Source organism: Pseudazoarcus sp. NS20, from assembly GCF_059703745.1.
Map to the genome: position 1 here is coordinate 119,549 of NZ_BAAKIY010000004.1, position 23,797 is coordinate 143,345.

The following is a 23,797-nucleotide window of genomic DNA, read 5'->3' on the forward strand; positions in this document are numbered from 1 at the left end:
GATTTGGCCGGATTCCGGCAGCAACGTATCATCCGCGGACTTTCGATGATACACACCCCTTTGAGCCTGCCCCATGAGCCGTGAAGAAGATCCCTCCAGCCCGCGCGAAGCCTCCGCCTGGGGGCTGATTGCGCTGTGCCGTGCCGGCTTCGAGAAAGAGCTGGCGGCTGAAATGGACGCGTTCGCCAGTGGTCTGGGCATGGTCGGCTTCGTCCGCGCCAAAGAGGGCGCAGGCTACGTGGTGTTCGAAAGCCATGAGGCCTTGCCGCTCGATGAATTGTTGCCGCATTGCGACTGGCACTCACTGGTGTTCGCCCGCAGCCTGATGCCGTGGCTGGCGCGCGTGGATGGCCTGCCGGAATCCGACCGCGCGACGCCCATCGTGGATGTCGTGCGCGAGACGGGCCAACGCTTCTCGAGCGTGCTGCTCGAGCATCCGGACAGCGATGCGGCACGCCCCTTGTCAGGCTTTTGCCGCCGCTTTGCCGAACCGCTGATCAAGAAGCTTTCCACCAAGGGCGCGATCCGCAGCAGCCGCAAGCATTTGCCCGAACTGCACGTGTTGTTCGTGGACGGTCAAACCGCCTGGATCGGTGCCGCAGCGCCCGGCAAGGCCGCACCGTGGCCTATGGGTATCGCGCGCCTGCGCATGCCGCACGAGGCGGCCAGCCGCTCGACGCTGAAGTTGGCCGAAGCCATTCTGGGCATGCTCACCGAAGAAGAGCGCACTGTAGCCATGCGCGCCGGCATGCGCGCAGTGGATCTGGGCGCCGCGCCGGGCGGCTGGACGTGGCAGCTGGCGTACCGCGGCCTGCGTGTGACGGCCATCGACAACGGCGCCATGGCGCCGTCGGTGATGGCCACCGAAATGGTCGAGCACCTGCGGGTGGATGGCTTCACGTGGCGCCCGCAGCGCCCGGTCGATTGGCTGGTGTGCGACATGGTCGAGCAGCCCTCGCGCATCGCCTCGCTGATCGCCGACTGGGTCGGCTCCGGCCGCGCCCGCCACGCCATCTTCAACCTCAAGCTGCCGATGAAGCGCCGTCACGAAGCCGTGGAGCAGTGCCGTACGCTGATCCACAAACGGCTTTCCACGGTGGGTTCGTATGACTTGCGCATCAAGCATCTTTATCACGACCGCGAAGAGGTGACGGCTTACCTCACCCTGGTGCGGTGATAGTGCACTGCGTAACGCACGGAAAGGCTTGAACCGAAAAGGAAAGCGCGCGGCTGGGCGTGTATAATCGCGCTTTTGCCGCGCACCCGCGCTTACACGGCCTTTGCCGACAGGACACCCACCAACCATGAGCTTTGCCGATCTCGGGCTTGCGCCCGAGTTGCAACGTGCAGTTGCCGAAACCGGATACACCGAACCCACGCCCATTCAACAGCAGGCCATCCCCGTGGTCTTGCAAGGCAAGGATGTCATGGGCGCCGCCCAGACCGGTACCGGCAAGACCGCAGGCTTCACGCTGCCGCTGATCCAGCGCCTCTCCCGCCACGCCAATACCTCCACCAGCCCGGCACGTCACCCCGTGCGCGCACTGGTGCTCGCACCCACGCGCGAGCTGGCGGTGCAGGTGCATGAGTCGGTGCAGACCTACGGCAAGTACGTTCCGCTGCGCTCGGTGTGCATCTACGGCGGGGTCGACATGCGCGCCCAGGTCGATGAGCTGCGCCGTGGTGTCGAGATCGTCGTCGCCACGCCTGGCCGCCTGCTGGATCACGTGCAGCAAAAGACCATCCAGCTCGGTCAGGTCGAAATGCTGGTGCTCGACGAAGCCGACCGCATGCTCGACATGGGCTTCATTCCGGACATCCGCCGCATCCTTGATCTGCTGCCCGAAGCGCGCCAGAGCCTGCTGTTCTCCGCCACCTTCTCGGACGAGATCAAGAAGCTCGCTGACCGCATGCTGAAGAACCCGCAGCTGGTCGAGGTGGCACGCCGCAACATGGTGTCCGAAACCATCACGCACCGCGTGCACCCGGTGTCGTCGGGGCTCAAGCGCAATCTGCTGGCGCATCTGCTGCGTCATGCACCCGATCAGCAAGCGTTGGTGTTCGTCGATACCAAGATGCTGTGCGGCCGTCTGGCGCACTATCTCGAGCGTCAGGGCATTTCCGCTGACGCCATTCACGGTGACAAGAGCCAGGGCCAGCGCACCGACACGCTCGAAGCGTTCAAGGCTGGTACCTTGCGCGTGCTGGTCGCCACCGATGTCGCTGCGCGTGGTCTGGACGTGGATGATCTGCCGCTGGTCATCAACTTCGAATTGCCCCATACCGCCGAGGACTATGTGCACCGCATCGGCCGCACCGGCCGCGCCGGTCGGCAGGGCAATGCCATCTCGCTGGTGTGTGCCGAAGAGAAAGGGCGGCTGGCCGAAATCCAGAAGCTCATCAAACTGGATATCCCGCAAGAGGTCGTAGCCGGTTTCGCTCCCGAACCGGAGTATGACGAGGTCGGTACCCATCGTCGCAAGCATCGTGAGCCTGCCGCTGAGAAGCGCCCGGCGCCTGCGGTGGTGCAGACCGAACGTCGCAGCGATGATCGACGCTCGTCCAACCGTCGCGGCAACACCAAGATTGCCGCGGATGGCTTCGATTTCAGCAAACCCTATGCGCCGGGTGAAAGCGCGGCCAACGCCGCCTCCGCCAAGCCGGCCAGCGGCGAGCCGCGCCGCGACAAGCGGCCCGTGGCGGTTCTGTTGGGCGGCCTCGGCCGCAAATAGGCCCGCTTTCCACGCTTTTTCGGCCGAAAGGTCGGCGTGGGCGGGCGTATTCTGGGGCTCAATACGCGGCGCTTGCCGCAGCCCGGAGATGCTCGGCCTATCATGCCCTCGATTCCCCCTCAGCCCCCGCGGCCAGAGCCGCCGCGCGAACCCTTCGTAGCCGATTTTTCGGAAGGTCTCGAAACCGGGCTGTATCTCGCCTTGCTCGAACTGATCGACGAGGGCCTGATCATCACCGGTGACGAAGTGATGATTGACGCCAACAGCGCGGCCTGCCGACTGCTCGAGCGTGATTATCGCCAGATCGTCGGCAAGCCCTTGTCCGATCTTTTCCCCGATGAACGCGCCTTTCTGGACGCGCGCGAACGCCTGCTGATCCAGGGCGAGATGCGCGGTAGCGTCGAGGTTGCCTTGCCCGGCGGGCGTCGTCGCGACATGCGCTTCATTGCCGCGGCCCGTCTGCGGCCGGGCATGCATGCGCTGATTCTCAGTCCTGACATCATTGCCGAGGCGTACGGGCGCGACCATGCCGGGGCGGAGGACCGCGTTTGGCCGCGTCTGGCCGCAGCCATCGAGCAAGGCCTGGTGGTGGTGGACGAAGGCAATCGCATCCAGGCTATGAATGCCGCGGCGCATCGTGACCTTGCCACCGGCAGCGGCGACGTAGTGGGTCGCCGGTTGGACGAGTTGCTTGACGTGCAGTGGCCCCAAGCGCACGAGGCTCCTTATGCGCGATTGGCCGGGCTGCGCGCGCGAGTGGTGCCTGGGCCGCGCAAGGGCTGGCGCCTGCTCCTGTTGCAAAGCGCCGCAGACGCACCGCAAGAAAGCGTGGGGGATTCCGTTGAGGAGGCACCGCTTGAGCTTGAGGTTGTCATGGATGTACGCGCGAATGCGCCTGTCGGGCGAGCTGTGGCGCCCGGCATCCAACCCCGCTTAAAACATGGCCAAGCGGCTGTTGCACACGATGCACGGGTGATTCGCCAGGCGTTTGACGTGCTGCTGGCGCGTGCGTCGCTACCGTATGTCGGCATTACGCTGGCCTGTGTGCCGGACGCCGCGCTGGTCGCTCGGGTGCGGGGTGAATTGGCTCGTAGCGGGTTGAGCGGCAAGCGGCTTGAGTTGGGGTTTGACGGTGCGTTGCTGCACGTCGCCGGGGAGGAGGGCGATGCTGCTCTCGACGAACTCAAGACGCTTGGAGTGCGCATTGCGCTGGATGATGTCGGCACTGCGCCGCTGGCCCTGGCTCAAATCGCCGCCGGGCGCATCGACGTGTTGAGAGTGTCTGCCAGTCTGGTGCGCGCGCTGTCTCACGAAGCCCATGCCGAGGCGATGATCGAAACCTTGTCATCGCTGGCGGAGGCAATGAACGTGCAGATCCGGGCATGCGGCGTACGTTCGCCGGCGGAGCGGGATTTTCTCGCGGCGCTCGGCTGCAGTGTGCAGCAGGGCGAGTTGTTTGCTCAGTGATACTCAAGCAGGGTGCGGCAATTCTCTTCGCGCCCGGTGATGCGGCTGAACTCGGCGAGCCGCTCGTCCACGAACGCATCCGGAATCTTCTCGTCGGCGCAGTACTCGCGGAGTTGTATGGCGAGGGAAGCGTGCTGCAACTCACGCACCGTCTGTGCCAGCGAAGGCACAGGGTAGCGGTAGGGGATGTCGTCCGCCTCGCGAGCGCTTTTGGGCGCATCGAAAGCGGCCGATGCGGCCGGAGCAGCGGGCGCCGCGGGCGCATCAGGCGACTGCGCATGAACGCCGACTGACGTGAGCAGTGCTGCGAGCAGGAAGCGAAGCGCGAGAGGCATGGCGGCGTATCGGACGAGGCTGGTTCGGCTACTTATAACCATGCAGGCTCCGCCCGGCAAGCGCTTGCTGAAAACAAAACGGCGCACCCCAGGGTGCGCCGTTCGTGTTTCTGGTCACAGGTGACTGATCAGCCGTCCAGAGTCTTGATCTGGGCGGTGATGTCGGCGATGGCTTCCTGCGCGCTGCCGTACAGCATGCTGCAGTTCTCTTCGAAGAACAGAGCGTTCTCGATACCGGAATAGCCCGCGCCGCGACCGCGCTTGATGACGATCACGTCACGTGCCATATCGGCGTTGAGGATCGGCATGCCGTAGATCGGGCTGGTCTTGTCGGTACGCGCGACCGGGTTCACCACGTCGTTGGCGCCGATCACCAGTGCCACGTCGGCCTGTGCGAACTCGTCGTTGATCTCGTCAAGGTCGAAGATCTTGTCGTACGGCACACCGGCTTCTGCCAGCAGCACGTTCATGTGGCCAGGCATACGACCTGCAACCGGGTGAATGGCGAACTTCACTTCGATGCCGGCTTCTTCGAGCAGCTTGGACATCTCCCACACCTTGTGCTGGGCGCCGGCCACGGCCATGCCGTAACCCGGAACGATGATGACCTTGTTGCCGTAGCGCATCAATGCAGCGGCATCCATGGCCGACACTTCGCGCATGGTGCCTTGCGGGCCGTCGCCGCTGGCAGCCGCAGCGCCCGTGATCGGCGAGAAGATGATGTTACGGATCGGGCGGTTCATGGCCTTGGCCATCAGCTGCGTCAGCAGCATGCCCGAGGCGCCCACCACGATACCGGCCACGATCAGCGCCGGGATGCCAAGCACGAAGCCCTTGAAGCCCACGGCGAGGCCGGTGAAGGCGTTCAGCAGCGAAATCACCACCGGCATGTCGGCGCCGCCGATCGGCAATACCAGCACCACGCCCAGCGCCAGCGCCAGCACGAAGAACAGGAAGACGCCGAACAGCGAGGGGTTGTCGGAATAGCCAACGGTCAGACCCAGGCCGAAGGTGAACAACGTCAGGAAGAAGTTGACCGTGTTCTGCTGCGGCAGGCGGATGGCCTTGTTGAGCAGGCCCTGCAGCTTGGCAAAGGCCACGCACGAACCCGAGAAGGCGACCGAACCGATGATGGCGCCGAGCACCATCAGCGTGGACACCATGGGCGAGTGATGAACGCCACGGATCAGTTCGATGGCCGCGATGCCGGCAGCTGCGCCGCCGCCCATGCCGTTGTAGATGGCAACCATCTGCGGCATGTCGGTCATCTTGACGATCTTGCCCGACCACCAGGCGACACCGCCGCCGATGACGATGGCGAGCACCATCAGGCCGATGTTGTTCAGGCCTGGCATGAAGAAGGTGACCACGGTGGCCGCGATCATGGCGAAACCGGCCCACACGATGCCGCGGCGGGCCGTCACTGGCGAACTCATGGCTTTCAGGCCGATGATGAAGACGACTGCAACGGCGAAGTAGGCGATGCTAACGAACCAGTTCGAGGTCATTTGGCTTCCCCTTGCTTCTTCTTGTCACCCGTCTTGAACATCGCCAGCATGCGTTCGGTGACGATGTAGCCGCCGGCCGCGTTGGCGGCGCCGAGCAGCACGGCAAAGAAGCCGATGGCCAGTTGCAGCGGATCATTGGGGTCTGCGTGGCCGAGCGCGATCATGGCGCCGACCAGCACGACGCCGTGCACGAAGTTCGAGCCCGACATCAGCGGAGTGTGCAGGATCACCGGCACACGCGAGATCACCTCGTAGCCCGTGAAGGCTGCGAGCATGAAGATATACAGAGCGGTAAAGCCTTCCATTCTGTCAGCTTCCTTTATTCGTCGTTCTGGATGCCGAGCGCAGTGCGCACGCCGGCGTGACGGACAGTGCCTTCGGCCGTGAGGCAGGCACCGCTCATGACGTCATCTTCCCAGTCCAGCGACAGGGCGCCGTCCTTGATGAACGGGCTGATGAAGTTGAAGAGGTTCTTGGCGAACATCTCCGAAGCGTGCACCGGCATGCGGCTGGTGATGTGCGTCGGGCCGATGATCAGCGCGCCGCCCACTTTCACTTCCTTGCCGGCTTCCGTGCCTTCGACGTTGCCGCCGCCTTCGGCTGCGAGGTCGACCACCACGGCGCCGTCTTTCATGGCGGCAACCATGGCCTGGGTGACGATCACCGGAGCCTTGCGGCCCGGCACGGCGGCCGTGGTGATCAGCACGTCGCACTGGGCGATGGCCTTGCCGAGCTTCTCGGCCTGCTGCGCTTTCTCTTCGGCGGTCAGTTCGCGGGCATAGCCGCCTTCACCGACCGCATTCACGCCGGTATCCACGAACTTGGCGCCGAGCGATTCGATCTGCTCGCGCGTTTCCGGCCGAACGTCGTAGCCTTCCACCATGGCGCCCAGACGGCGTGCCGTGGCGATGGCCTGCAGACCGGCCACGCCAGCGCCGATCACCAGCACGCGCGACGGACGGATTGAACCGGCCGCGTAGGTCAGCATCGGGAAGAACTTCGGGCTGTAGTTTGCAGCGATCAGCACGCATTCATAGCCGGCCACGGCAGCCTGCGAGGACAGGATGTCCATGCTCTGGGCGCGCGAGGTGCGCGGCAGCAGCTCGAGCGCGAACGAGTTCACGCCGTGCTTGGCATAGGCCTGAACGCGCTTGGCATCGCCCCACGGGGACAGCATGCCGAGCAGCACGGCGCCCGGTTTCATCTTGTTCACCAGCTTGGTGGCCGGCGGCTGCACGCACAGCACCACATCGGCCTGGGCGTACACTTCTTCGGCGCTGTCGACGAAATCGACGTCACCCAGCAAGGTGTCGGGGTAGTGGGCCTGCGCGCCTGCATTGCGCTGGACGAGGACGCGCGCGCCGAGGCCCGCGTATTTTTTAACCACTTCAGGCACTACCGGAATACGTCGTTCTCCGGAAACTGCCTCAGCAGCCACGCCGATTACCAGTGGCATCCGAGATTCTCCATCAGGTCATTCGTTCGAATTGTTGATCCCGCCGCCGCAGCTTGATGTGCGGCGGGTTTCCGGTCACAACCGTACGGCCGCATGAGCGGTGTCGGGCGTAATCCGGGCAAGACAAGACCCGGCATGATACCGATTTCATCCCCTGCGTAACAAGTCGATGCGCGGGGGATGGCGCCGTGCAGCAGCCGGAAAGTGCCGCAAAACCTGCTGCGAACGCGCATGCAAAAATCTATTTCGGGCGTGTTCGCAGCAAGGCATTGCGCCGGGTGGCGGGTGCTTGCACGCCGCCGCCCGGACGCGTGATCAAGCGCGCAGGCGCTCGTCCAGAAACTCGATCCAGTGCCGTACGGGCAGACTGCTGGCCGGGTCCATGTGGGTGATGCAGCCGATGTTGGCCGAGGCGATGGCGGTGGCGCCGTTCTCGGTCAAGGCGGCGAGCTTGTTGTCGCGCAACTGGTGCGACAGCTCCGGCTGCAACAGCGAATAGGTGCCGGCCGAGCCACAGCACAGATGGCCATCACGCACCGGCACCAGTTCGAAACCGGAGGCGAGCAGCAGCGCTTCCACCACGCCGCGGATCTTCTGCCCGTGTTGCAGTGTGCACGGTGCATGAAAGGCAATGCGCCCGGCGCTGCCGCTGCGTTTGCCGAGCACCTGCAGCAATACCTCGCTTTCGGCCGCGATCACCTCACCGATGTCGCGCGTCAAAGCCGCCACGCGGGCAGCTTTTTCGGCGTAGGCCGGGTCGTCGGCCAGCAGGTGTGCGTAGTCGCGCACCTGCACGCCACAGCCTGAGGCCGTCATCACGATGGCTTCGATTTCGCCGCGCGCCACGGCCGGCCACCAGGCGTCGATGTTGCGGCGGGCGTCGCCGCGGGCGCCGTCGTGGTCGTCCAGATGCTGGCGCAGTGCACCGCAACAGCCGGCGCCGGGTTGTTCGACCATGGAGATGCCGATGGCGTCGAGCACGCGTGCAGCGGCGGCGTTGATCGACGGCGCCATGGCGGGCTGCACGCAACCAGCCAGTGCGAGCACACGGCGCGTGTGGCGCGGTGCGGGCCAGGCGCCGGCGGGGCGGGCTTCGGGCACCTTTTCTTTAAGGGCAGGGGGCAGGGCGCCGCGTACCAATCGGCCGGCCTTCATGGCGGCGCCGAACAGCGCAGGGCGCGGCACGAAGGTTTTCAGCAGCCAGCGCACGGCACGGTCTTTCGGTTTGCGCTGTACGCGCTGCGAGACCACGTGACGGCCGATGTCCACCAGCCGGCCGTATTCGACGCCGGACGGGCAGGTGGTTTCGCAGGCGCGGCAGGTCAGGCAGCGGTCGAGGTGGGTTTGTGTGCGTGCGGTGGGCTCGACGCCCTCGAGCACCTGTTTGATGAGGTAGATGCGGCCGCGCGGGCCGTCCAGTTCATCGCCCAGCAATTGATAGGTGGGACAGGTGGCGGTGCAGAAGCCGCAATGCACGCACTTGCGCAGAATGGTGTCGGCCTCGAGGCCTTCGCGCGTGTCGCGGATGAAGTCGGCAAGCTGGGTTTGCATGGGCTTGTCCTCAGATTCCTTCGTAGAAACGGCCGGGGTTGAAGATGCCGGCCGGGTCGAAGCCGGCCTTCAGGCGGCGGTGGATGTCCATCAGCGGTACGGCGGGCGGCTGGAAGACCTCGCCCGTGCGGTCGCCGCCGCGGAACAGCGTGGCGTGCCCGCCCAGTGCCGCAGCCACGGCGCGCAGTTCGGCTGGCTGGGCGTTGGAGCGCAACCAGCGCTGGCCGCCCCCCCATTCGACGAGTTGGGCGCCGTTGAGGTTGAGCGGCGGCGTGGTGGTGGGCAGGGCGAAGCGCCACAGCGGCATGTCCTGCTCGGCGAAGAAGGCGTGGCTCTGCTCGCGCAGCGAAGCCCAGAACTCCGCCGCTTCGGCGTCTGCGAGCTGCTCGCCACCCAGATGCGCGATTGCGGCATCCACCGCGGCGCGCGCGCCGGACAGGCGCACGTGAAGCTGGCCGGCATGCCAGGCGGTGGCCGAAATCGGCAGGGGCTCGGCGGCCCATTCGTTCATGCGCGCAAGCGCTGCGCTTTGGTCGCACAGGATGCGCAGCGTGGCTTCCTTGGTGGGGCGCGGCAGCACCTTCAGCGACACTTCCAGAATCAGTCCCAGGGTGCCGAGGCTGCCGGTGATGAGGCGCGAGGCGTCGTAGCCGGCAACGTTTTTCATGACTTCGCCGCCGAAGCTGAGCACCTCGCCCTGGCCGTCCATGACTTTCATGCCCAGCACGAAGTCGCGCAGCGAGCCGACCGCCATGCGGCGCGGGCCGGACAAGCCGCTGGCAACCATGCCGCCGACGGTGGCGGCTTCGCCGAAGCACGGCGGCTCGAAGGCCAGCCACTGGTTGTGCTCGGCCAGCACCTTGTGCAGGCTGGCTACCGGTGTGCCGCAACGCACCGTCACCACCAGTTCGGTGGGTTCGTAATTGATGATGCCGCTCCAGGCGCGCGTGTCGAACACTTCGCCCGACGGTGCTCGCCCGTAGAAATCCTTGGTGCCGCCGCCACGCAGGCACAGCGGGCGCCGCGCGGCCGAGGCAGCGCGCACGACTTCACTCCATTGCTTGATCAGATCGCTCATTGTTCCTTCCTTGTTTGTCGCCCGGCGCCTGCGACGGCGCAGCGTGGGTGTGCCTGACCGCGTGGCGCAGCGTCATCCGTGCGCCGACGAAGAGCAGCACCGGCACGCCGGCCAACAGCAGCTGCAGCCGGACCTTGCTCATCAGAAGCGCGGAATTTCCGGGTGGGGCAGCGCACCGTCCTTCACGTGCAACTTGCCGTACTCGGCACAGCGGTTCAGCGTCGGGATGGCCTTGCCGGGGTTGAGCAGGCCGGCCGGGTCGAAGGCCGCCTTGATGCGAAAAAACGCGTCCAGCGTAGGGCGGTCGAACTGGCTGCACATCTGGTTGATCTTCTCCACGCCGACGCCGTGCTCGCCGGTGACGGTGCCGCCCAGCGCAATCGACAGTTCGAGAATTTCCACGCCGAACTCCTCGGCGCGGTGCAGCTCGCCCTCGGTGTTGGCGTCGAACATGATCAGCGGGTGCAGGTTGCCGTCGCCGGCGTGGAAAACGTTGAGGCAACCCAGGCCGTACTTCTTCTCCATCTCGGTTATGGCTTCGAGCATTTCCCCCAGGCGCTTGCGCGGGATGGTGCCGTCCATGCAGTAGTAATCCGGCGACAGGCGCCCGGCGGCAGGGAAGGCGGCCTTGCGTCCGGCCCAGAAACGCAGGCGCTCGGCTTCGTCGCGCGACACGCGGATCTCGGTGGCGCCAGCGGCTTCGAGCACTTCGCGCATGCGCGCCACTTCCTCGGCCACCTCTGCCGGCGTGCCGTCGGATTCGCACAGCAGGATGCCCTTGGCGTCGAGCGGGTAATCGGCATGCACGAACTCTTCCACGGCGATGGTGGTGGGCTGGTCCATCATTTCCAGCCCGGCCGGGATGATGCCGGCGGCGATCACCGCGGCCACGGCGTCGCCGGCCTTGCGCACGTCGTCGAAGGCGGCCAGCACGCATTGCGCGAGTTGCGGCTTGGGCGTGAGCTTGACGGTGACTTCGGTGACCACGGCCAGCATGCCTTCGGATCCGATCACCGCAGCGAGCAGGTCGTAGCCCGGTGCGTCCGGCGCACACGAGCCGAACTCCACGACTTCGCCATCCATCGTCACGCCGCGCACGCGCAGCACGTTATGCACCGTGAGGCCGTACTTCAGGCAATGCACGCCGCCCGAGTTCTCCGCCACGTTGCCGCCGATGGAACAGGCAATCTGTGACGAGGGGTCGGGCGCGTAATACAGCCCGTAGGGCGCGGTGGCTTCGGAAATGGCGAGGTTGCGCACGCCCGGCTGCACGACGGCGGTGCGCGCCAAGCGGTCGATCGACACGATGCGGTTGAAGCGAGCCAGCGACAGCAGCACGCCGTGCGCATGCGGCAGCGCGCCGCCGGAAAGGCCGGTGCCGGCACCGCGTGCCACCACCGGCACGCCGAGTGCGCGACAGGTGCGCAAGATGTTCACCACCTGCTCTTCCGTGGTGGGCAGCGCTACCGCCAGCGGCAACTGACGGTAGGCCGACAAGCCATCGCACTCGTAGGGGCGGACGTCTTCGGTTTCGTACATCAATGCGCCGGGGGGCAGCAGCTTGGTCAGTTCCTCGATGACGCGTGCGCGGTCGAGGCCCGAGAAGTCACGCTCCGCGATGTTCGGCGGCGGCGATTCCAGTGTGGTGTTCATGCTTGCTCCTCTTCGTCATCCACCGCACGCCAGCGCGCGGGGTCCAATCCCAGTCGATGGGCTGCGCCCTTCAGGTGCGCCGCGGCGGCGCGCCGTGCGGCCACCGGGTCGCCTGCCGCGATGGCTTCGTACAGGCGTTCGTGTTCGGTCTGCGCATCACGGGCGCGGCCGGTGGCGTGGCCGGTTTCGCTCCAGGTCGGCGCGCGCGAGCCGGAAAACTGCTGCCCCATGAACTGCGCAAAGCGCGCCAGCGCGCGGTTGTGCGTGGCCTCGGCAATCGCCACGTGAAAGCTGTCGTCGTCTGTCACGGCGTCGGAATGTGCGTCCAGCGCGTGGCGCATGCGCTCGATTGCGGCGGCAATGCGTTCGAGGTCCTGCGCCGTGCGGCGTTCCGCCGCCAACGCGGCGGCGCCGGTCTCCACCACATAACGCAACTCGAAGACCTCAGCCGCGTCCTGCGGCAGGGCGTCGGGCAGCGGCAGGCGAAACACCTCGGGGCGCTCGGCCACGTAGGCGCCGGAGCCTTGGCGCGTGCGCACGCAGCCGTCGGCTTTTAGGCGCGACACCGCCTCGCGGATGACCGCGCGGCTGACGCCGAAGCGCTCGCACAGCACCTTTTCCGTCGGCAATTGCGCGCCGGGCGGCAGGCCTTGCTGGCGAATCCAAGCGTCGAGTTGCTGCGCAACGTCGTCGCTGAGTCGTGCCGGGCGCCGGATCGGGTCGAGGGCGTTCATCGCAAGCTGAAAAGTTGTCAGACAAATTAGATGCTAGCGCAGTCGGCCGGTGGTTGTCACCTACGTCATCCACATGCTTGATCGACTCACAGGGGCGATTTGCTACCATGCTCGCCCATGCCCACTTGGCTGCACTGGCCGCGCTGCACATGACCTCGCAACGCTACAAGGCGCTGACGCGTTTCTTCCCGTTTCTGGCCTGGCCTGCGCAGTGGCGGGTGCTCGGCGTGCGCGGCGACATCGTTGCGGGGGTGACGGTCGGGCTGGTGCTGGTGCCTCAGGCGCTGGCGTATGCGCAGCTGGCCTCGCTGCCGCCGTACCTTGGTTTATATGCAGCACTGATTCCGACCATCATCGCGGCGCTGTTCGGGTCGTGCGGGGCCATTGCCACCGGCCCTGTCGCGCTCACGGCCTTGCTCACCGGGGCGAGTCTGATGGCAGTGGCGCGGCCGGGGACGGAAGAGTTCGTCACGGCCGCCATCGTGCTCGGCCTGCTCTCGGGTCTGATCCAGCTTGCGCTGGGCGGCTTGCGCCTCGGATGGCTGCTGAAGCTGTTGTCACGCCCGGTGATGACGGGCTTCATCAACGCCTCGGCGCTGATCATTGCCTTGTCGCAAGTGCCGCAGTTGCTCGGGCTGCGCATGCCGCGCTCCGAGCACTTCCTGATCGACTTCTTCAACATGCTCGGCAATCTGGGCAATTTGCATGTGCCGGCGCTGATCTTCGGTCTGGCAACGCTGGCGAGTCTGGTTCTGCTGCGCCGTGTTGCTCCGCGCGTGCCCGGTGTGCTGCTCGTGGTGGTCGCCGCCACGGTTTTGTCGTGGCAGTTTGGGTACGAGGCCGGTGGTGGCGCCGTGGTGGGTTTGGTGCCGGCTGGCCTGCCGGATTTCGGTCTGCCGGCGATGGACTGGAATCTGGTGGTGGCGCTGTTCCCGGCAGCCTTCGTCATCGCGCTGGTGAGCTTCATGGAAGTCACCGCCAGTGCCACCCTGATCAGCGCACGCACCGGCGAGCGCTGGGTGCAGAACCAGGAATTGATCGGGCAGGGCCTCGGCAAGCTGGCGTCGGCATTCAGCGGCGGCTTGCCGGTAAGCGGCTCATTCTCACGCTCCGCGCTGAACTTCGCCAACGGTGCGCGTACCGGGCTGTCTTCGTTGATTGCGGCGGCCTTTGTACTGGTCACCTTGCTGTATTTCACGCCCTTGTTGTGGCACCTCCCGATTGCCGCGCTGGCCGCCGTCATCATGCTGGTGGTGTTCAACTTGTTCGATTTTCGCGCCTTGGCGCGCTCGTGGCAGGCCGGCCGCGATGACGGCGTGGCAGCCACTGCCACCTTCGTGTCGACGCTGCTGTTCGCGCCCAACATCCAGAACGGCATCCTGGTTGGTCTCCTGATATCGCTGTCGTTGATGCTGTACCGCGACATGCAGCCGCGGGTGGCCATGCTCGGCCTGCATGAAGACGGCACGTATCGCGACCGCGAGCGTTTCGGCCTGCCGCACCCGCACCCCAATCTGGTCATCCTGCGTTTCGACAGCGCGCTGACCTTCGTCACCTCCGAGTTGTTCGAAGACGCCGCCACCGATGCGCTGAGGGCGCAGCCGGATGTGCGCGTGCTGCTGATCTCGGGCGTCGGCATCAACAACATCGACGCCACCGGGCTGCACGCCATCTCGCAATTGGCGGAACGCTGCAGCCGCGAGCAGCGCATTCTGGCGTTCTGCGGTTTGAAGAAGCAGGTCATCGACGCAATGGAGCGCACCGGCTTGTGGGAGCGGCTTCAGCCATACGTGCATTACCGCACGGAGCAGCATGCGCTTGAGGTGCTGTTGGCTGAGTTGCCGGAAGTAGAAGAGGGCGCTTCGGAGGGGTGAGCGTCAAGCTGCGCATGCGTTTATGAGGTGGCGGCGCTTTTCATGTTTGTTGCGGTGAGTTTGTTGTGTGGGCCTTGACCGGCCGGGGCGCGCCCCGGCGGGCGACCTACTTTCTTTTGATGCAACAAGAAAGTAGGCATCGAGTGCACCCCGCATCCGCGCCCCTTCGGGGTTCCCTCGCTCCGTGGGATTTCGCCGGCCGGTCCTGAACTCGCTGTCGCTCGGACAGCAGGACCGGACTACCCCGTCGAAATCCCCCTGCGCTCGGCGCTTCTGAGGGGAGGATGGGTGCGCGCGGTGCGGCACGTTTTTTTTGAGTGGGTGGGTTGGGCTTTGGGCTCATTCGCAGTGCCATTCCGAAGCGCAGAGGTGCCGAGGGCACAACCGTTCTACCGTCATTGCGAGGAGCGCAGCGACGCGGCAATCTCGCAGCGTATCCAGATTGCACAGTCACCAGATTGCCGCGCTTCGCTCGCAATGACGGGTAGAGGCGAAGCGCTAACTACAAAAGTCGCTGCCTCAACGCACGCCGTGTGTTCAAACCCCTTCTGAACCGCTGAGCGTAGAGTGCTCACGGCGGGGCCTTCCGGCCTTGCTGTTTGAGCGGAACGCGAGTTTGCAAGGCCGGCCGCCGGGAGTGCTCGAAGCGAAGGGACCCCGAAGGGGCGGCGAGGAGGGTGCATTTCTTTGCCTTCTTTCTTGTTGCACTACAAGAAAGAAGGTCGCCCGCCGGGGCGAAATCCCGGCCGGTCGAGGCCAAACAAACGAACTCGCGGCAGCACAACAAGAAGTAGTCGCCTTGAAACTCCCTAGCGGTAGCGGACCGTCAGTTCGAAAAGAGCGACCACGCGGCCGAAGCGACCGGCTGCGACGCCCCCGCACTGTGACCACCGTCAGCGCATTGGCCGCACGCCCGGCCTCGGCTCAGCAGCGTATAACCCCTTGACTATCCGCTACTTGCCCGGCAAAATGCGCGATTCTTTGCTTCACCAATCCATTAATTGGAGCTTCACCATGTACGCGGTCATAAAAACCGGCGGCAAGCAGTATCGCGTCGTCGCCGGCGAAAAACTCAAAGTAGAACAGATACCGGCTGACGTGGGTTCCCAGATCACCATCGACCAGATTCTTATGGTCGGTGAAGGCGAGTCCGTCAAGATTGGCGCGCCTCTGGTTGTGGGTGCCTCTGTCACGGCAACCGTGGTTTCCCACGGTCGTCACGACAAGATCCGTATCTTCAAGATGCGCCGTCGCAAGCACTACCAAAAGCGTCAAGGCCATCGCCAGAACTACACCGAGCTTCGTATCGAAGCCATCTCGGCCTGAGTCAGGAGGTAATTCGACATGGCACACAAAAAAGCCGGCGGCAGTTCCCGTAACGGTCGCGACTCCGAATCAAAACGCCTTGGCGTGAAGCGCTACGGTGGCCAGGCGGTCATCGCCGGCAACATCATCATTCGTCAGCGTGGCACTGAATATCACCCGGGCGACAATGTCGGCATGGGCAAGGATCACACCCTGTTTGCGCTGACTGATGGCACCGTGCAATTCTCGGTCAAGGGCGCCCAGAAGCGTCGCGTTGTGACGATCGTCCCGAACGCGGCCTGATCGCTTCCCGACGCCGAAAAGCCCTATCCTTGCGGTAGGGCTTTTTTGTTTTGATCGCCACTCAAACCGGCTGCGCGGTCGGATGGCCCAATTGCGACGTGCTCGCCTGCCAACGCGGTATGTTTCGCACCTGCGCTCCGTGCCCCTTGCCCTCCCACTGCTCGCTAGGGTTCTAGCGGCGATCAAGCAACAGCGGAACAGATAATGAAATTCTTTGACGAAGCGCGTATCGAAGTCGTCGCCGGTGACGGTGGCAACGGGTCCGCATCTTTCCGGCGCGAGAAATTCGTGCCGCGCGGCGGGCCGGACGGCGGTGACGGCGGGAAGGGCGGCAGCGTGTATGCGCAGGCCGACCGCAACCTCAACACGCTGATCGACTACCGCTTCACGCGCCACTTCCGTGCCGAGCGCGGCGAGAACGGCCGCGGTGCCGATTGCTACGGCAAGGGCGGCGGCGACATCGTGCTGCGCATGCCGGTCGGCACGGTCATCACCGACTTTGAAACGGGTGATCTGATTGCCGACCTCGACGAGGACGGCAAGAAGGTCATGATCGCGCGCGGCGGGCGTGGCGGGTGGGGCAACATCCACTTCAAGTCCAGCGTAAACCGTGCACCGCGCAAGCGCACGATGGGTGAAGAGGGCGAGCAGCGCATGTTGCGCCTGGAACTCAAGGTGCTGGCCGATGTCGGCCTGCTGGGCATGCCCAACGCAGGCAAGTCCACCTTCATTCGCTCCGTCTCCGCAGCCAAGCCCAAGGTGGCTGATTACCCCTTCACCACGCTGCATCCCAACCTGGGCGTGGTGCGTACCACGGAAGAGCGCAGTTTCGTGATCGCCGACATTCCCGGCCTGATCGAAGGTGCGGCGGACGGTGCCGGTTTGGGCCATCAGTTCCTGCGCCATTTGCAGCGCACGCGCGTACTGCTCCATCTGGTGGATCTGGCGCCGTTCGATCCAGAGGCCGACCCGGTGCGCGAAGCCAAGGCCATCGTCGAAGAGTTGCGTCGCTATGATCAGGAACTGTTCGACAAGCCGCGCTGGCTGGTGCTGAACAAGCTCGATCTGATCGCCGAAGAAGAGCGTGCCGAGCGCGTGGCGGCCTTCCTCGAAGCCTACGGCCCGGTCGAGCGTCATTTCGAGATCGCCGCCATCACCGGCGACGGCTGCCGCGGCCTGATCTACGCGCTGCAGGATTTCCTCGACGCCGAGCGTGCGCGCCTGGAGGCCGAGCGGCTGGCCAATCCTCCGGCCGAGCCCTCCGCCGAGAGCGACGATGAGGCCGATGCGGACTTCGACTTCGACGACGTCGACGACCAGGACGAAGACTCCACCCCCAATCACTGACTCTCGACGATCGTCACCGACATGAGAGAAAAAATCCGCTCTTCGCGCCGGCTGATCGTCAAGGTCGGCAGCGCGCTGGTCACCCGCAACGGCACCGGCCTCGACAAGGCCGCGATGGCCGATTGGGCACGGCAGATCGCCGCGCTGCGTGCAGCCGGCAAGCAGGTGGTGCTGGTGTCTTCCGGCGCCATTGCGGCCGGCATGCAGCGTCTGGGCTGGCACAAGCGCCCGCATGAAATGCACCGCCTGCAGGCCGCCGCGGCGGTGGGGCAGATGGGGCTGGTCGAGGCTTACGAAGAGGCCTTTTCGGCGCACGGCGTGCACACCGCGCAGATCCTGCTCACGCACGAGGATCTGGCCGACCGCAAGCGTTACCTCAACGCCCGCTCCACGCTCAACACCTTGCTTGAGCTTGGCGTGGTGCCGATCATCAACGAGAACGACACCATCGTCACCGACGAGATCAAGTTCGGCGACAACGACACCCTGGGTGCGTTGGTCGCCAACCTGATCGAAGCCGAGACGCTGGTGATCCTCACCGACCAGAAAGGCCTGTACACCGCCGACCCGCGCCGTGACCCATCCGCCACGCTGGTCAGCGAGGGGCAGGCCGAAGACAAGGCCTACGAAGCCATGGCCGGCGGCGCCGGCACCGGCATCAGCAAGGGCGGCATGATCACCAAGATCCGCGCGGCCCAGCGTGCTGCCCGCAGCGGTGCCCACACCTGCATCGCCAGCGGCGCCGAGCCTGACGTACTCATCCGCCTCGCGGCGGCCGAGCCGCTGGGCACCTTGTTGTATGCCACCAGCACACCGCTGGCCGCGCGCAAGCAGTGGCTCGCCGATCACCTGCAATTGGCCGGCAGCCTGATCGTCGATGAGGGCGCAGCCAAGGCTCTGAAAAGCGGTCGCAGCCTGCTGCCGGTGGGCGTCGTCGAGGTGCTCGGCGATTTCGAACGCGGCTCGGTCGTGGCCTGCCGCACTGCCAGTGGTGACGAGATTGCGCGCGGCTTGGTCAACTACAGCAGTTCGGAATGCCGTCGCATCGCGCGTCAGCCGAGCGACCGCATCGAGGCCATGCTGGGTTACATCGACGAGCCCGAACTGATTCATCGTGACAACATGATCGGGCGTTGATACAGCACGGTACAAACGTCGCCCCCGAATTGCGCGAAGCTTGTCGTGAAGCAATGTCCTGATCAAGAGCACACACGATGAATGCAACCGCCGACCACATCCTGATCGTCGACGACGACCGTGACATCCGCGATCTGCTGGCGGATTACCTGACCAAGCAAGGCCTGCGCTGCACCGTGGCCGGCAACGGCCGCGAGATGCGCATGGCGCTCGACCACCATCGCATCGATCTCATCGTGCTCGACATCATGATGCCCGGCGAAGACGGTCTGAGCCTTTGCCGCGGGTTGCGTGCAGGCGGGCCGCACGTGGCGACACCGGTACTCATGCTCACCGCACGCGGCGAGGAAATGGACCGCATCGTCGGGCTCGAAATGGGGGCGGACGATTACTTGCCCAAGCCCTTCGTGCCGCGCGAATTGTATGCACGCATCCGTGCCATCCTGCGCCGTGCACGGGCCTTGCCGCCCAATCTCGACGAGCCGGATGTGCCACGCAAACTGAGTTTCGCGGGTCGTACGCTCGACAGCGTCGGCCGTCACCTGATCGACGCCGAAGGGGTAACGGTGCCGCTCTCCGGCGCTGAATATCGGCTGCTCAACGTCTTCCTGTCGCACCCGCGGCGCGTGCTCAGCCGTGATCAACTGATGGAGCTCACGCGCGGGCGCGATGCCGAGGTATTCGATCGTTCCATCGACCTCGCGGTGAGCCGGCTACGCCAGCGCCTCGGGGATAATGCACGTGATCCGGCGATCATCAAAACGGTGCGCAACGGCGGCTACGTGCTGGCCGTCGATGTAGAGCCCGAAGCATGATCAGGCTGCCCCGCACCCTGTTTGCGCGACTCATGCTGATCTGGCTGCTCGGGCTCGCGGTGGTGCTGGGTGTGAGTTTCTGGCTGTTTCTCGGTGAGCGCGAGCGCTTCGACCGCACCGTGTTGTTCGAGGGCATTGCGCGCGAAGTCGCCGCAGTCGCCGATGTCATTGAGCGCTTGCCCGCCGCCGAGCGCGGGGCGCAACTCGAAAGCATGCGCACGCGCCGTTTGCGTTTTTCGCTTGATGGCCTGCCGCCGGATACCACTCCGGCCGCCTGGCGTGGTCCGCTGACCGACGCCCTGGAGCGTGCTCAGCCGGACCGCGAGTTGCAGCTTTACCTGCATGCGCCGCCGCCCCCGCCGAAACATGAACGCGACGGCCGTCCGCCGCCGCCTCCACGCCTGATTGCCGTCGTGCGACTGGCGGACGGCGCCGAGCTTTCCGTGCGCCTGCCGAGTCTCTCGCAGCCTGATCGCAGCCCGGCCTCGCCGCAGCGCGTGCTCGCTGCGCTGGCCGCCTTGATTGCCGGTATCGGTCTGTTGTCTTGGCTGGCGGTGCGTGTGGCCACCCGTCCGCTGTCCCGGCTGGCCGACGCAGCCCGCGCACTCGGCGAAGACCCCGAGCGGGGCGAGGTGCTGGCCGATGGCCCGGCCGAGGTGGTTCAGGCCGCCGGTGCGTTTCGCCAGATGCAGCATCGCATCCGCGAGCACATCGGCGAGCGCACGCGCATCCTCGCCGCTATCTCGCATGATCTGCAGACGCCGATCACGCGTTTGCGCCTGCGTGCCGAGCAGATTGACGAAGAGCCGTTGCGGGCACGCATCCAGTCCGACCTCGACGACATGCAGGCGCTGGTGCGCGAAGGGCTGGCGTATGCGCGCAGCCTGGAAAACGGCGAGGCCGAGCAACGCCTCGATCTCACAGCCTTGCTGGCTACCTTGGCAGAAGACGCCCGGGAGCTTGGCTGGGACGTGAGTCTGGCGGATGCGGAGCGGGCTGTGTGTCTTGTGCGCCCCACGGCCTTGCGCCGTTCGTTGTGGAATCTGCTCGAAAACGGCGTGAAGTTCGGTGGGCGCGTCGAGCTTGCTGTGACCACCACGTCAAACGACGTGCAGGTGAGCATTCGCGACCACGGCCCCGGTCTGCCGGACGACGAGTTCGAGCGCGTGTTCGAGCCTTTTTACCGCACCGAATCCTCACGCAACCGCGAGACCGGCGGCACCGGCCTCGGGCTCGCCATCGCGCGTAACCTGCTGCGCGTGCAGGGCGGTGACGTCACGCTCTCGAATGCCGCAGGCGGGGGGCTGGTCGCCCACGTTCGCCTGCCCAAGGCGCTCGCGTAGGTTGCCGTCCGACGCAGTCTGGGGGGGCGGCGCTGCTGTCGCAATTCGCTACGCTCATCACGACCTACGAAGCCGCTCGGCACCCACCGTTCTGGAGCGCGTAGGTCGCCGTTGAGCCGCATGCGAAATGCGACATGGGTGGAGCTATCGGGCGCAGGTGCCGCAATTCGACGCGCCCGCTAACGCCCGCCATCACTCTTCTGCCCACCCCCGTGCGCGCTCCACCGCGCGATGCCAGCGCTCGAGCAAGGCCTTGCGTTCGGCTGCTTTCATGCGCGGTTCGAAGCGTGCGGCTTCCACCCACTGGGCGCTGATCTCGGCTTCGTCTGACCAGATGCCTGCCCCCAGCCCAGCCATGCAGGCCGCCCCCAAAGCTGTGGTTTCAAGCATCCGCGGGCGCACCACGGATACGTCGAGCAGGTCCGCCTGCATCTGCATCAGCAGGTTATTCGCCGCTGCGCCGCCATCCACACGCAGTTCGCGTAGCGGGCCGGCGCCATCGCGCTTCATGGCTTCAACCAGGTCGACCGTCTGCAGCGCAATGGCTTCCAGCGCGGCGCGGGCAATGTGGGCGCGGCCCGTGCCACGCGTGAGGCCCAGCAAGGTGCCGCGCGCATAGGCGTCCCACCACGGCGCGCCCAAGCCGGTGAAGGCTGGCACCAGCACCACACCGCCGCTGTCCGGCACCGAAGCGGCGAGGCCTTCGATGTCCGAAGAGTGCTCGATGATGCCCAGGCCGTCGCGCAGCCATTGCACCAGCGCGCCGCCGATGAAGATGCTGCCTTCGAGAGCGTGGGTGACGCGCCCTGCACGCTGCCAGGCAATCGTCGTGAGCAGGCGGTTGCTGGATTCAACGGCGCTTTCACCGGTATTCATCAGCAAGAAGCAGCCGGTGCCGTAGGTCTGCTTGGCCATGCCAGGCGTGAAGCAGGCCTGGCCAAAGGTGGCGGCTTGCTGGTCGCCGCCGATGCCGGCAATGGGGATGGCTGCGCCCAGCGCATCGGCCCGGGTGTGGCCGCATATGCCGATGCTGTCGACCACGTCGGGCAGCATCCCAGGCGGGATCTTGAACAAGGCCAGTAGCCTCTCATCCCACGTCTGTGTGTGGATGTTGTACAGCATGGTGCGTGACGCATTGCCAGGGTCGGTTACATGCAGCGCGCCGCCACTGAGGTGCCAGATCAGCCAGCTGTCGACTGTGCCGAAGGCCAGCTCGCCGCGCCGCGCGCGCTCGCCGGCGCCCGGTGTATTGCGCAGAATCCAGGCCAGTTTGGTTGCCGAAAAATAGGCGTCGAGCTCCAGCCCGGTGGCCTCGCGGATCGCCTCGGCGTGGCCGTTTGCGCGCAGGCGGTCGCAATCGGGCGCCGTGCGACGGTCTTGCCAGACGATGGCCGGGGCGATGGCGCGCCCTGTAGCGCGGTCCCATACCACCGTGGTTTCACGCTGGTTGGTGATGCCCAGTGCCGAGATGGCGCTGGGCGCAATGCCGGCCTCGGCAATCGCGGCGCGTGCGCAGTCGAGCTGCGTGGTGAGAATCTCATGCGCGTCGTGCTCGACCCACCCCGGCCGTGGGTAGTGCTGGCGAAACTCGCGCTGCGAAACGCTGCGCACCCGCCCGTGATCGTCGAACACCATGGCACGCGAGCTGGTCGTGCCTTGGTCGAGTGCCAGCAGATAGCTCATGGAATGCTCCCGCGGTAGCGATGGTTTGTAGGCTAGGGGAGTGGGCCGTGCAGGGCAACTGGTCGGGCTGCTTGCCTCTCGACGGCCTGCGCCGGGCGCCCTATAGTGGTCCTCACGACAACGAGTGGAGACCACCATGATCACGATTGATCACAGCCCCGAGAAGATCTCGATTGCCGTGTTCGGCGAATTCACGCTGAGCGATTACCGGGAGTTCGAAGAGCTCTTCAACTACAAGGCGCGCTTTGAAGGCCCTGTCGACATGTTCATCGACTTGCGCCAGATGGCCGGTTTCACGCTTGATGTGGTGTGGGAAGACCTCAAGTTCACGCGCGAGCATCGCCGCGATTTTCGTCGCATCGCGGTGCTCACCGACAGTCAGTGGATGAGCTGGAGTGCCTGGATCACCCAGATCTTCATCGATGCCGAAGTGCAGGTGTTCGAAGAAGAGGGTGAGGCCCAGCGCTGGCTCGAAATGCCGCCCGAGGCCTTGGCGTGAAGCTCGCGGGTCCGTTGATTGGCACGGCCGAGTTGGCGGCGGCTCTCGGTGATACGCGGCTGCGCATCGTCGATTGCCGCCATGATCTGGCCGATCTCGATGCCGGTCGCCGCGCGTTCGGGCAGGCGCATATCCCCGGCGCGATCTTCATGCACCTTGATGACGATCTGTCAGGCGCAAAGAGTGGCCGTAACGGGCGTCACCCCTTGCCCGAGCCAGAAGCGTTCGCGGCGCGCCTTGGCGCCTTGGGCATCGCCCCCGACGACATCGTGGTGGCCTACGATGCGCAAGGCTCTGCCGTGGCCGTGCGCCTGTGGTGGATGCTGCGTTGGATCGGTCACCGCAGCGTGGCGGTGCTCGACGGCGGCTTTCCCGCATGGTCAGCTGAGGGCCTTCCGGTGGAAGCGCAGTCCCGTTCGCTGCCGCCCGCCACCTATCCGTTTCCAGGGCGACTTGGTGCCACGATGGATGCCGTGGCGCTGCAGGACGCGTTGAAGCGTAATGAAATCGTGTTGATCGACGCCCGTGCGTCGGATCGATTCGCCGGTCAGAACGAAACGCTCGACCCCGTCGGTGGGCATATTCCCGGCGCCATCAACCGCTTCTTCCGCAACAACCTCGCCAACGGTCGCTTCCGTCCGGCAAGCGAATTACGCGCAGAGTTCGAAGCCCTGCTGGGTGGCCGGTCACCTGCCGAGGCGGTACATCAATGCGGCTCCGGCGTTACCGCGTGCCACAACCTGCTGGCCATGGAAATCGCCGGGTTGGCCGGTGCCCGTCTCTATCCAGGTTCATGGAGCGAATGGTGCGCCGATCCGTCTCGCCCGGTTGCCACCGGGGGCACTTAGTCGGCGCCCGATGCAACTGCCCTCGTCGCATTTCGTCTTTGGCTCAACGCGACCTACGCCCTCCAGAGGCGTTTTAGGTATGGTTTTGTAGGTCGTGATGAGCGCAGCGAATTGCGACGTCAGGCCCCA

Annotated in this window: 22 protein-coding genes; 12 read left to right on the forward strand and 10 right to left on the reverse strand. The window is 65.4% G+C overall.

Annotated features, from left to right (window positions below):
* Positions 1–73 precede the first annotated feature (73 nt).
* From rlmM to AC6H0W_RS12315, 3 genes are all read left to right on the forward strand, one after another.
* The gene (gene rlmM, locus AC6H0W_RS12305) at positions 74–1,177 is read left to right on the forward strand and encodes a 23S rRNA (cytidine(2498)-2'-O)-methyltransferase RlmM (RefSeq protein ID WP_497577472.1); all 1,104 of its coding nucleotides are present in this window, start codon (positions 74–76) and stop codon (positions 1,175–1,177) included.
* A gap of 127 nt (positions 1,178–1,304) precedes the next feature.
* On the forward strand, positions 1,305–2,732 hold the full coding sequence (locus AC6H0W_RS12310; protein WP_497577473.1) for a DEAD/DEAH box helicase: 1,428 nt from the start codon (positions 1,305–1,307) through the stop codon (positions 2,730–2,732).
* A 102-nt stretch (positions 2,733–2,834) separates the two neighbouring features.
* A complete protein-coding gene (locus tag AC6H0W_RS12315; protein ID WP_497577474.1) occupies positions 2,835–4,199 on the forward strand; it encodes an EAL domain-containing protein in 1,365 nt (454 codons plus the stop codon).
* On the opposite strand, the gene AC6H0W_RS12320 is transcribed toward AC6H0W_RS12315, so the two are convergent.
* From AC6H0W_RS12320 to AC6H0W_RS12360, 9 genes are all read right to left on the reverse strand, one after another.
* A complete protein-coding gene (locus tag AC6H0W_RS12320; RefSeq protein ID WP_497577475.1) occupies positions 4,193–4,534 on the reverse strand; it encodes a hypothetical protein in 342 nt (113 codons plus the stop codon). The two genes, AC6H0W_RS12315 and AC6H0W_RS12320, sit on opposite strands and share 7 nt — an antisense overlap.
* Before the next feature lie 128 nt (positions 4,535–4,662).
* Positions 4,663–6,042, reverse strand: coding sequence for an NAD(P)(+) transhydrogenase (Re/Si-specific) subunit beta (locus AC6H0W_RS12325; RefSeq protein ID WP_497577476.1), 1,380 nt, complete (start codon positions 6,040–6,042; stop codon positions 4,663–4,665).
* Complete coding sequence (locus tag AC6H0W_RS12330) at positions 6,039–6,347, reverse strand: NAD(P) transhydrogenase subunit alpha part 2 (protein WP_497577477.1); 309 nt, start codon at positions 6,345–6,347, stop codon at positions 6,039–6,041. The genes AC6H0W_RS12325 and AC6H0W_RS12330 overlap by 4 nt, the downstream gene beginning before the upstream one ends.
* Positions 6,348–6,361: 14 nt before the next feature.
* Entirely contained in the window at positions 6,362–7,498 is a 1,137-nt protein-coding gene (locus tag AC6H0W_RS12335) for an NAD(P) transhydrogenase subunit alpha (protein WP_497577478.1), read from the reverse strand.
* Between the two features lie 315 nt (positions 7,499–7,813).
* Positions 7,814–9,049, reverse strand: a complete 1,236-nt coding sequence (gene glcF / locus AC6H0W_RS12340; protein ID WP_497577479.1) for a glycolate oxidase subunit GlcF — start codon at positions 9,047–9,049, stop codon at positions 7,814–7,816.
* A 10-nt stretch (positions 9,050–9,059) separates the two neighbouring features.
* Positions 9,060–10,127 (reverse strand): glycolate oxidase subunit GlcE, encoded by a 1,068-nt coding sequence (gene glcE / locus AC6H0W_RS12345; RefSeq protein ID WP_497577480.1) that lies wholly within the window; start codon positions 10,125–10,127, stop codon positions 9,060–9,062.
* A complete protein-coding gene (locus AC6H0W_RS12350; RefSeq protein ID WP_497577481.1) occupies positions 10,099–10,269 on the reverse strand; it encodes a hypothetical protein in 171 nt (56 codons plus the stop codon). Before AC6H0W_RS12350 ends, glcE begins: the two co-directional genes overlap by 29 nt.
* Entirely contained in the window at positions 10,269–11,780 is a 1,512-nt protein-coding gene (locus AC6H0W_RS12355; protein ID WP_497577482.1) for an FAD-linked oxidase C-terminal domain-containing protein, read from the reverse strand. Before AC6H0W_RS12355 ends, AC6H0W_RS12350 begins: the two co-directional genes overlap by 1 nt.
* Complete coding sequence (locus AC6H0W_RS12360; protein WP_497577483.1) at positions 11,777–12,514, reverse strand: FadR/GntR family transcriptional regulator; 738 nt, start codon at positions 12,512–12,514, stop codon at positions 11,777–11,779. The genes AC6H0W_RS12355 and AC6H0W_RS12360 overlap by 4 nt, the downstream gene beginning before the upstream one ends.
* Before the next feature lie 107 nt (positions 12,515–12,621).
* Between AC6H0W_RS12360 and AC6H0W_RS12365 the strand changes: the two genes are divergently transcribed.
* From AC6H0W_RS12365 to AC6H0W_RS12395, 7 genes are all read left to right on the forward strand, one after another.
* The gene (locus AC6H0W_RS12365; protein ID WP_497577484.1) at positions 12,622–14,388 is read left to right on the forward strand and encodes a SulP family inorganic anion transporter; all 1,767 of its coding nucleotides are present in this window, start codon (positions 12,622–12,624) and stop codon (positions 14,386–14,388) included.
* A gap of 1,014 nt (positions 14,389–15,402) precedes the next feature.
* Positions 15,403–15,714: a 50S ribosomal protein L21 gene (gene rplU, locus AC6H0W_RS12370; protein WP_497577842.1), complete on the forward strand. Its 312-nt coding sequence runs from the start codon at positions 15,403–15,405 to the stop codon at positions 15,712–15,714.
* 18 nt (positions 15,715–15,732) lie between these two features.
* Positions 15,733–15,996: a 50S ribosomal protein L27 gene (gene rpmA / locus AC6H0W_RS12375; protein WP_497577485.1), complete on the forward strand. Its 264-nt coding sequence runs from the start codon at positions 15,733–15,735 to the stop codon at positions 15,994–15,996.
* Positions 15,997–16,200: 204 nt separating this feature from the next.
* Positions 16,201–17,343: an Obg family GTPase CgtA gene (gene cgtA, locus AC6H0W_RS12380; protein WP_497577486.1), complete on the forward strand. Its 1,143-nt coding sequence runs from the start codon at positions 16,201–16,203 to the stop codon at positions 17,341–17,343.
* Positions 17,344–17,364: 21 nt separating this feature from the next.
* Positions 17,365–18,480, forward strand: coding sequence for a glutamate 5-kinase (gene proB, locus AC6H0W_RS12385; RefSeq protein WP_497577487.1), 1,116 nt, complete (start codon positions 17,365–17,367; stop codon positions 18,478–18,480).
* A 77-nt stretch (positions 18,481–18,557) separates the two neighbouring features.
* The gene (locus AC6H0W_RS12390) at positions 18,558–19,295 is read left to right on the forward strand and encodes a response regulator (RefSeq protein WP_497577488.1); all 738 of its coding nucleotides are present in this window, start codon (positions 18,558–18,560) and stop codon (positions 19,293–19,295) included.
* On the forward strand, positions 19,292–20,638 hold the full coding sequence (locus AC6H0W_RS12395; protein ID WP_497577489.1) for an ATP-binding protein: 1,347 nt from the start codon (positions 19,292–19,294) through the stop codon (positions 20,636–20,638). Before AC6H0W_RS12390 ends, AC6H0W_RS12395 begins: the two co-directional genes overlap by 4 nt.
* Positions 20,639–20,830: 192 nt before the next feature.
* On the opposite strand, the gene glpK is transcribed toward AC6H0W_RS12395, so the two are convergent.
* Complete coding sequence (glpK, locus tag AC6H0W_RS12400; RefSeq protein WP_497577490.1) at positions 20,831–22,321, reverse strand: glycerol kinase GlpK; 1,491 nt, start codon at positions 22,319–22,321, stop codon at positions 20,831–20,833.
* Between the two features lie 136 nt (positions 22,322–22,457).
* On the opposite strand from glpK, the gene AC6H0W_RS12405 reads away from it, so the two are divergent.
* Entirely contained in the window at positions 22,458–22,820 is a 363-nt protein-coding gene (locus tag AC6H0W_RS12405) for a SpoIIAA family protein (protein WP_497577491.1), read from the forward strand.
* Positions 22,817–23,668: a sulfurtransferase gene (locus tag AC6H0W_RS12410; RefSeq protein WP_497577492.1), complete on the forward strand. Its 852-nt coding sequence runs from the start codon at positions 22,817–22,819 to the stop codon at positions 23,666–23,668. The genes AC6H0W_RS12405 and AC6H0W_RS12410 overlap by 4 nt, the downstream gene beginning before the upstream one ends.
* Positions 23,669–23,797 lie beyond the last annotated feature (129 nt).

What these genes read in the sequence shown, in the direction of transcription:
- rpmA (WP_497577485.1), top strand. Translation starts at nt 15,733, where the DNA reads ATGGCACACAAAAAAGCCGGCGGCAGTTCCCGTAACGGTCGCGACTCC.
- rlmM (WP_497577472.1), top strand. Translation starts at nt 74, where the DNA reads ATGAGCCGTGAAGAAGATCCCTCCAGCCCGCGCGAAGCCTCCGCCTGG.
- AC6H0W_RS12405 (WP_497577491.1), top strand. Translation starts at nt 22,458, where the DNA reads ATGATCACGATTGATCACAGCCCCGAGAAGATCTCGATTGCCGTGTTC.
- proB (WP_497577487.1), top strand. Translation starts at nt 17,365, where the DNA reads ATGAGAGAAAAAATCCGCTCTTCGCGCCGGCTGATCGTCAAGGTCGGC.
- AC6H0W_RS12335 (WP_497577478.1), bottom strand. Translation starts at nt 7,498, where the DNA reads ATGCCACTGGTAATCGGCGTGGCTGCTGAGGCAGTTTCCGGAGAACGA.
- AC6H0W_RS12395 (WP_497577489.1), top strand. Translation starts at nt 19,292, where the DNA reads ATGATCAGGCTGCCCCGCACCCTGTTTGCGCGACTCATGCTGATCTGG.
- AC6H0W_RS12360 (WP_497577483.1), bottom strand. Translation starts at nt 12,514, where the DNA reads ATGAACGCCCTCGACCCGATCCGGCGCCCGGCACGACTCAGCGACGAC.
- glcF (WP_497577479.1), bottom strand. Translation starts at nt 9,049, where the DNA reads ATGCAAACCCAGCTTGCCGACTTCATCCGCGACACGCGCGAAGGCCTC.
- glpK (WP_497577490.1), bottom strand. Translation starts at nt 22,321, where the DNA reads ATGAGCTATCTGCTGGCACTCGACCAAGGCACGACCAGCTCGCGTGCC.
- AC6H0W_RS12320 (WP_497577475.1), bottom strand. Translation starts at nt 4,534, where the DNA reads ATGCCTCTCGCGCTTCGCTTCCTGCTCGCAGCACTGCTCACGTCAGTC.
- AC6H0W_RS12310 (WP_497577473.1), top strand. Translation starts at nt 1,305, where the DNA reads ATGAGCTTTGCCGATCTCGGGCTTGCGCCCGAGTTGCAACGTGCAGTT.
- AC6H0W_RS12355 (WP_497577482.1), bottom strand. Translation starts at nt 11,780, where the DNA reads ATGAACACCACACTGGAATCGCCGCCGCCGAACATCGCGGAGCGTGAC.
- cgtA (WP_497577486.1), top strand. Translation starts at nt 16,201, where the DNA reads ATGAAATTCTTTGACGAAGCGCGTATCGAAGTCGTCGCCGGTGACGGT.
- rplU (WP_497577842.1), top strand. Translation starts at nt 15,403, where the DNA reads ATGTACGCGGTCATAAAAACCGGCGGCAAGCAGTATCGCGTCGTCGCC.
- AC6H0W_RS12330 (WP_497577477.1), bottom strand. Translation starts at nt 6,347, where the DNA reads ATGGAAGGCTTTACCGCTCTGTATATCTTCATGCTCGCAGCCTTCACG.
- AC6H0W_RS12315 (WP_497577474.1), top strand. Translation starts at nt 2,835, where the DNA reads ATGCCCTCGATTCCCCCTCAGCCCCCGCGGCCAGAGCCGCCGCGCGAA.
- AC6H0W_RS12325 (WP_497577476.1), bottom strand. Translation starts at nt 6,042, where the DNA reads ATGACCTCGAACTGGTTCGTTAGCATCGCCTACTTCGCCGTTGCAGTC.
- glcE (WP_497577480.1), bottom strand. Translation starts at nt 10,127, where the DNA reads ATGAGCGATCTGATCAAGCAATGGAGTGAAGTCGTGCGCGCTGCCTCG.
- AC6H0W_RS12365 (WP_497577484.1), top strand. Translation starts at nt 12,622, where the DNA reads ATGCTCGCCCATGCCCACTTGGCTGCACTGGCCGCGCTGCACATGACC.
- AC6H0W_RS12350 (WP_497577481.1), bottom strand. Translation starts at nt 10,269, where the DNA reads ATGAGCAAGGTCCGGCTGCAGCTGCTGTTGGCCGGCGTGCCGGTGCTG.
- AC6H0W_RS12390 (WP_497577488.1), top strand. Translation starts at nt 18,558, where the DNA reads ATGAATGCAACCGCCGACCACATCCTGATCGTCGACGACGACCGTGAC.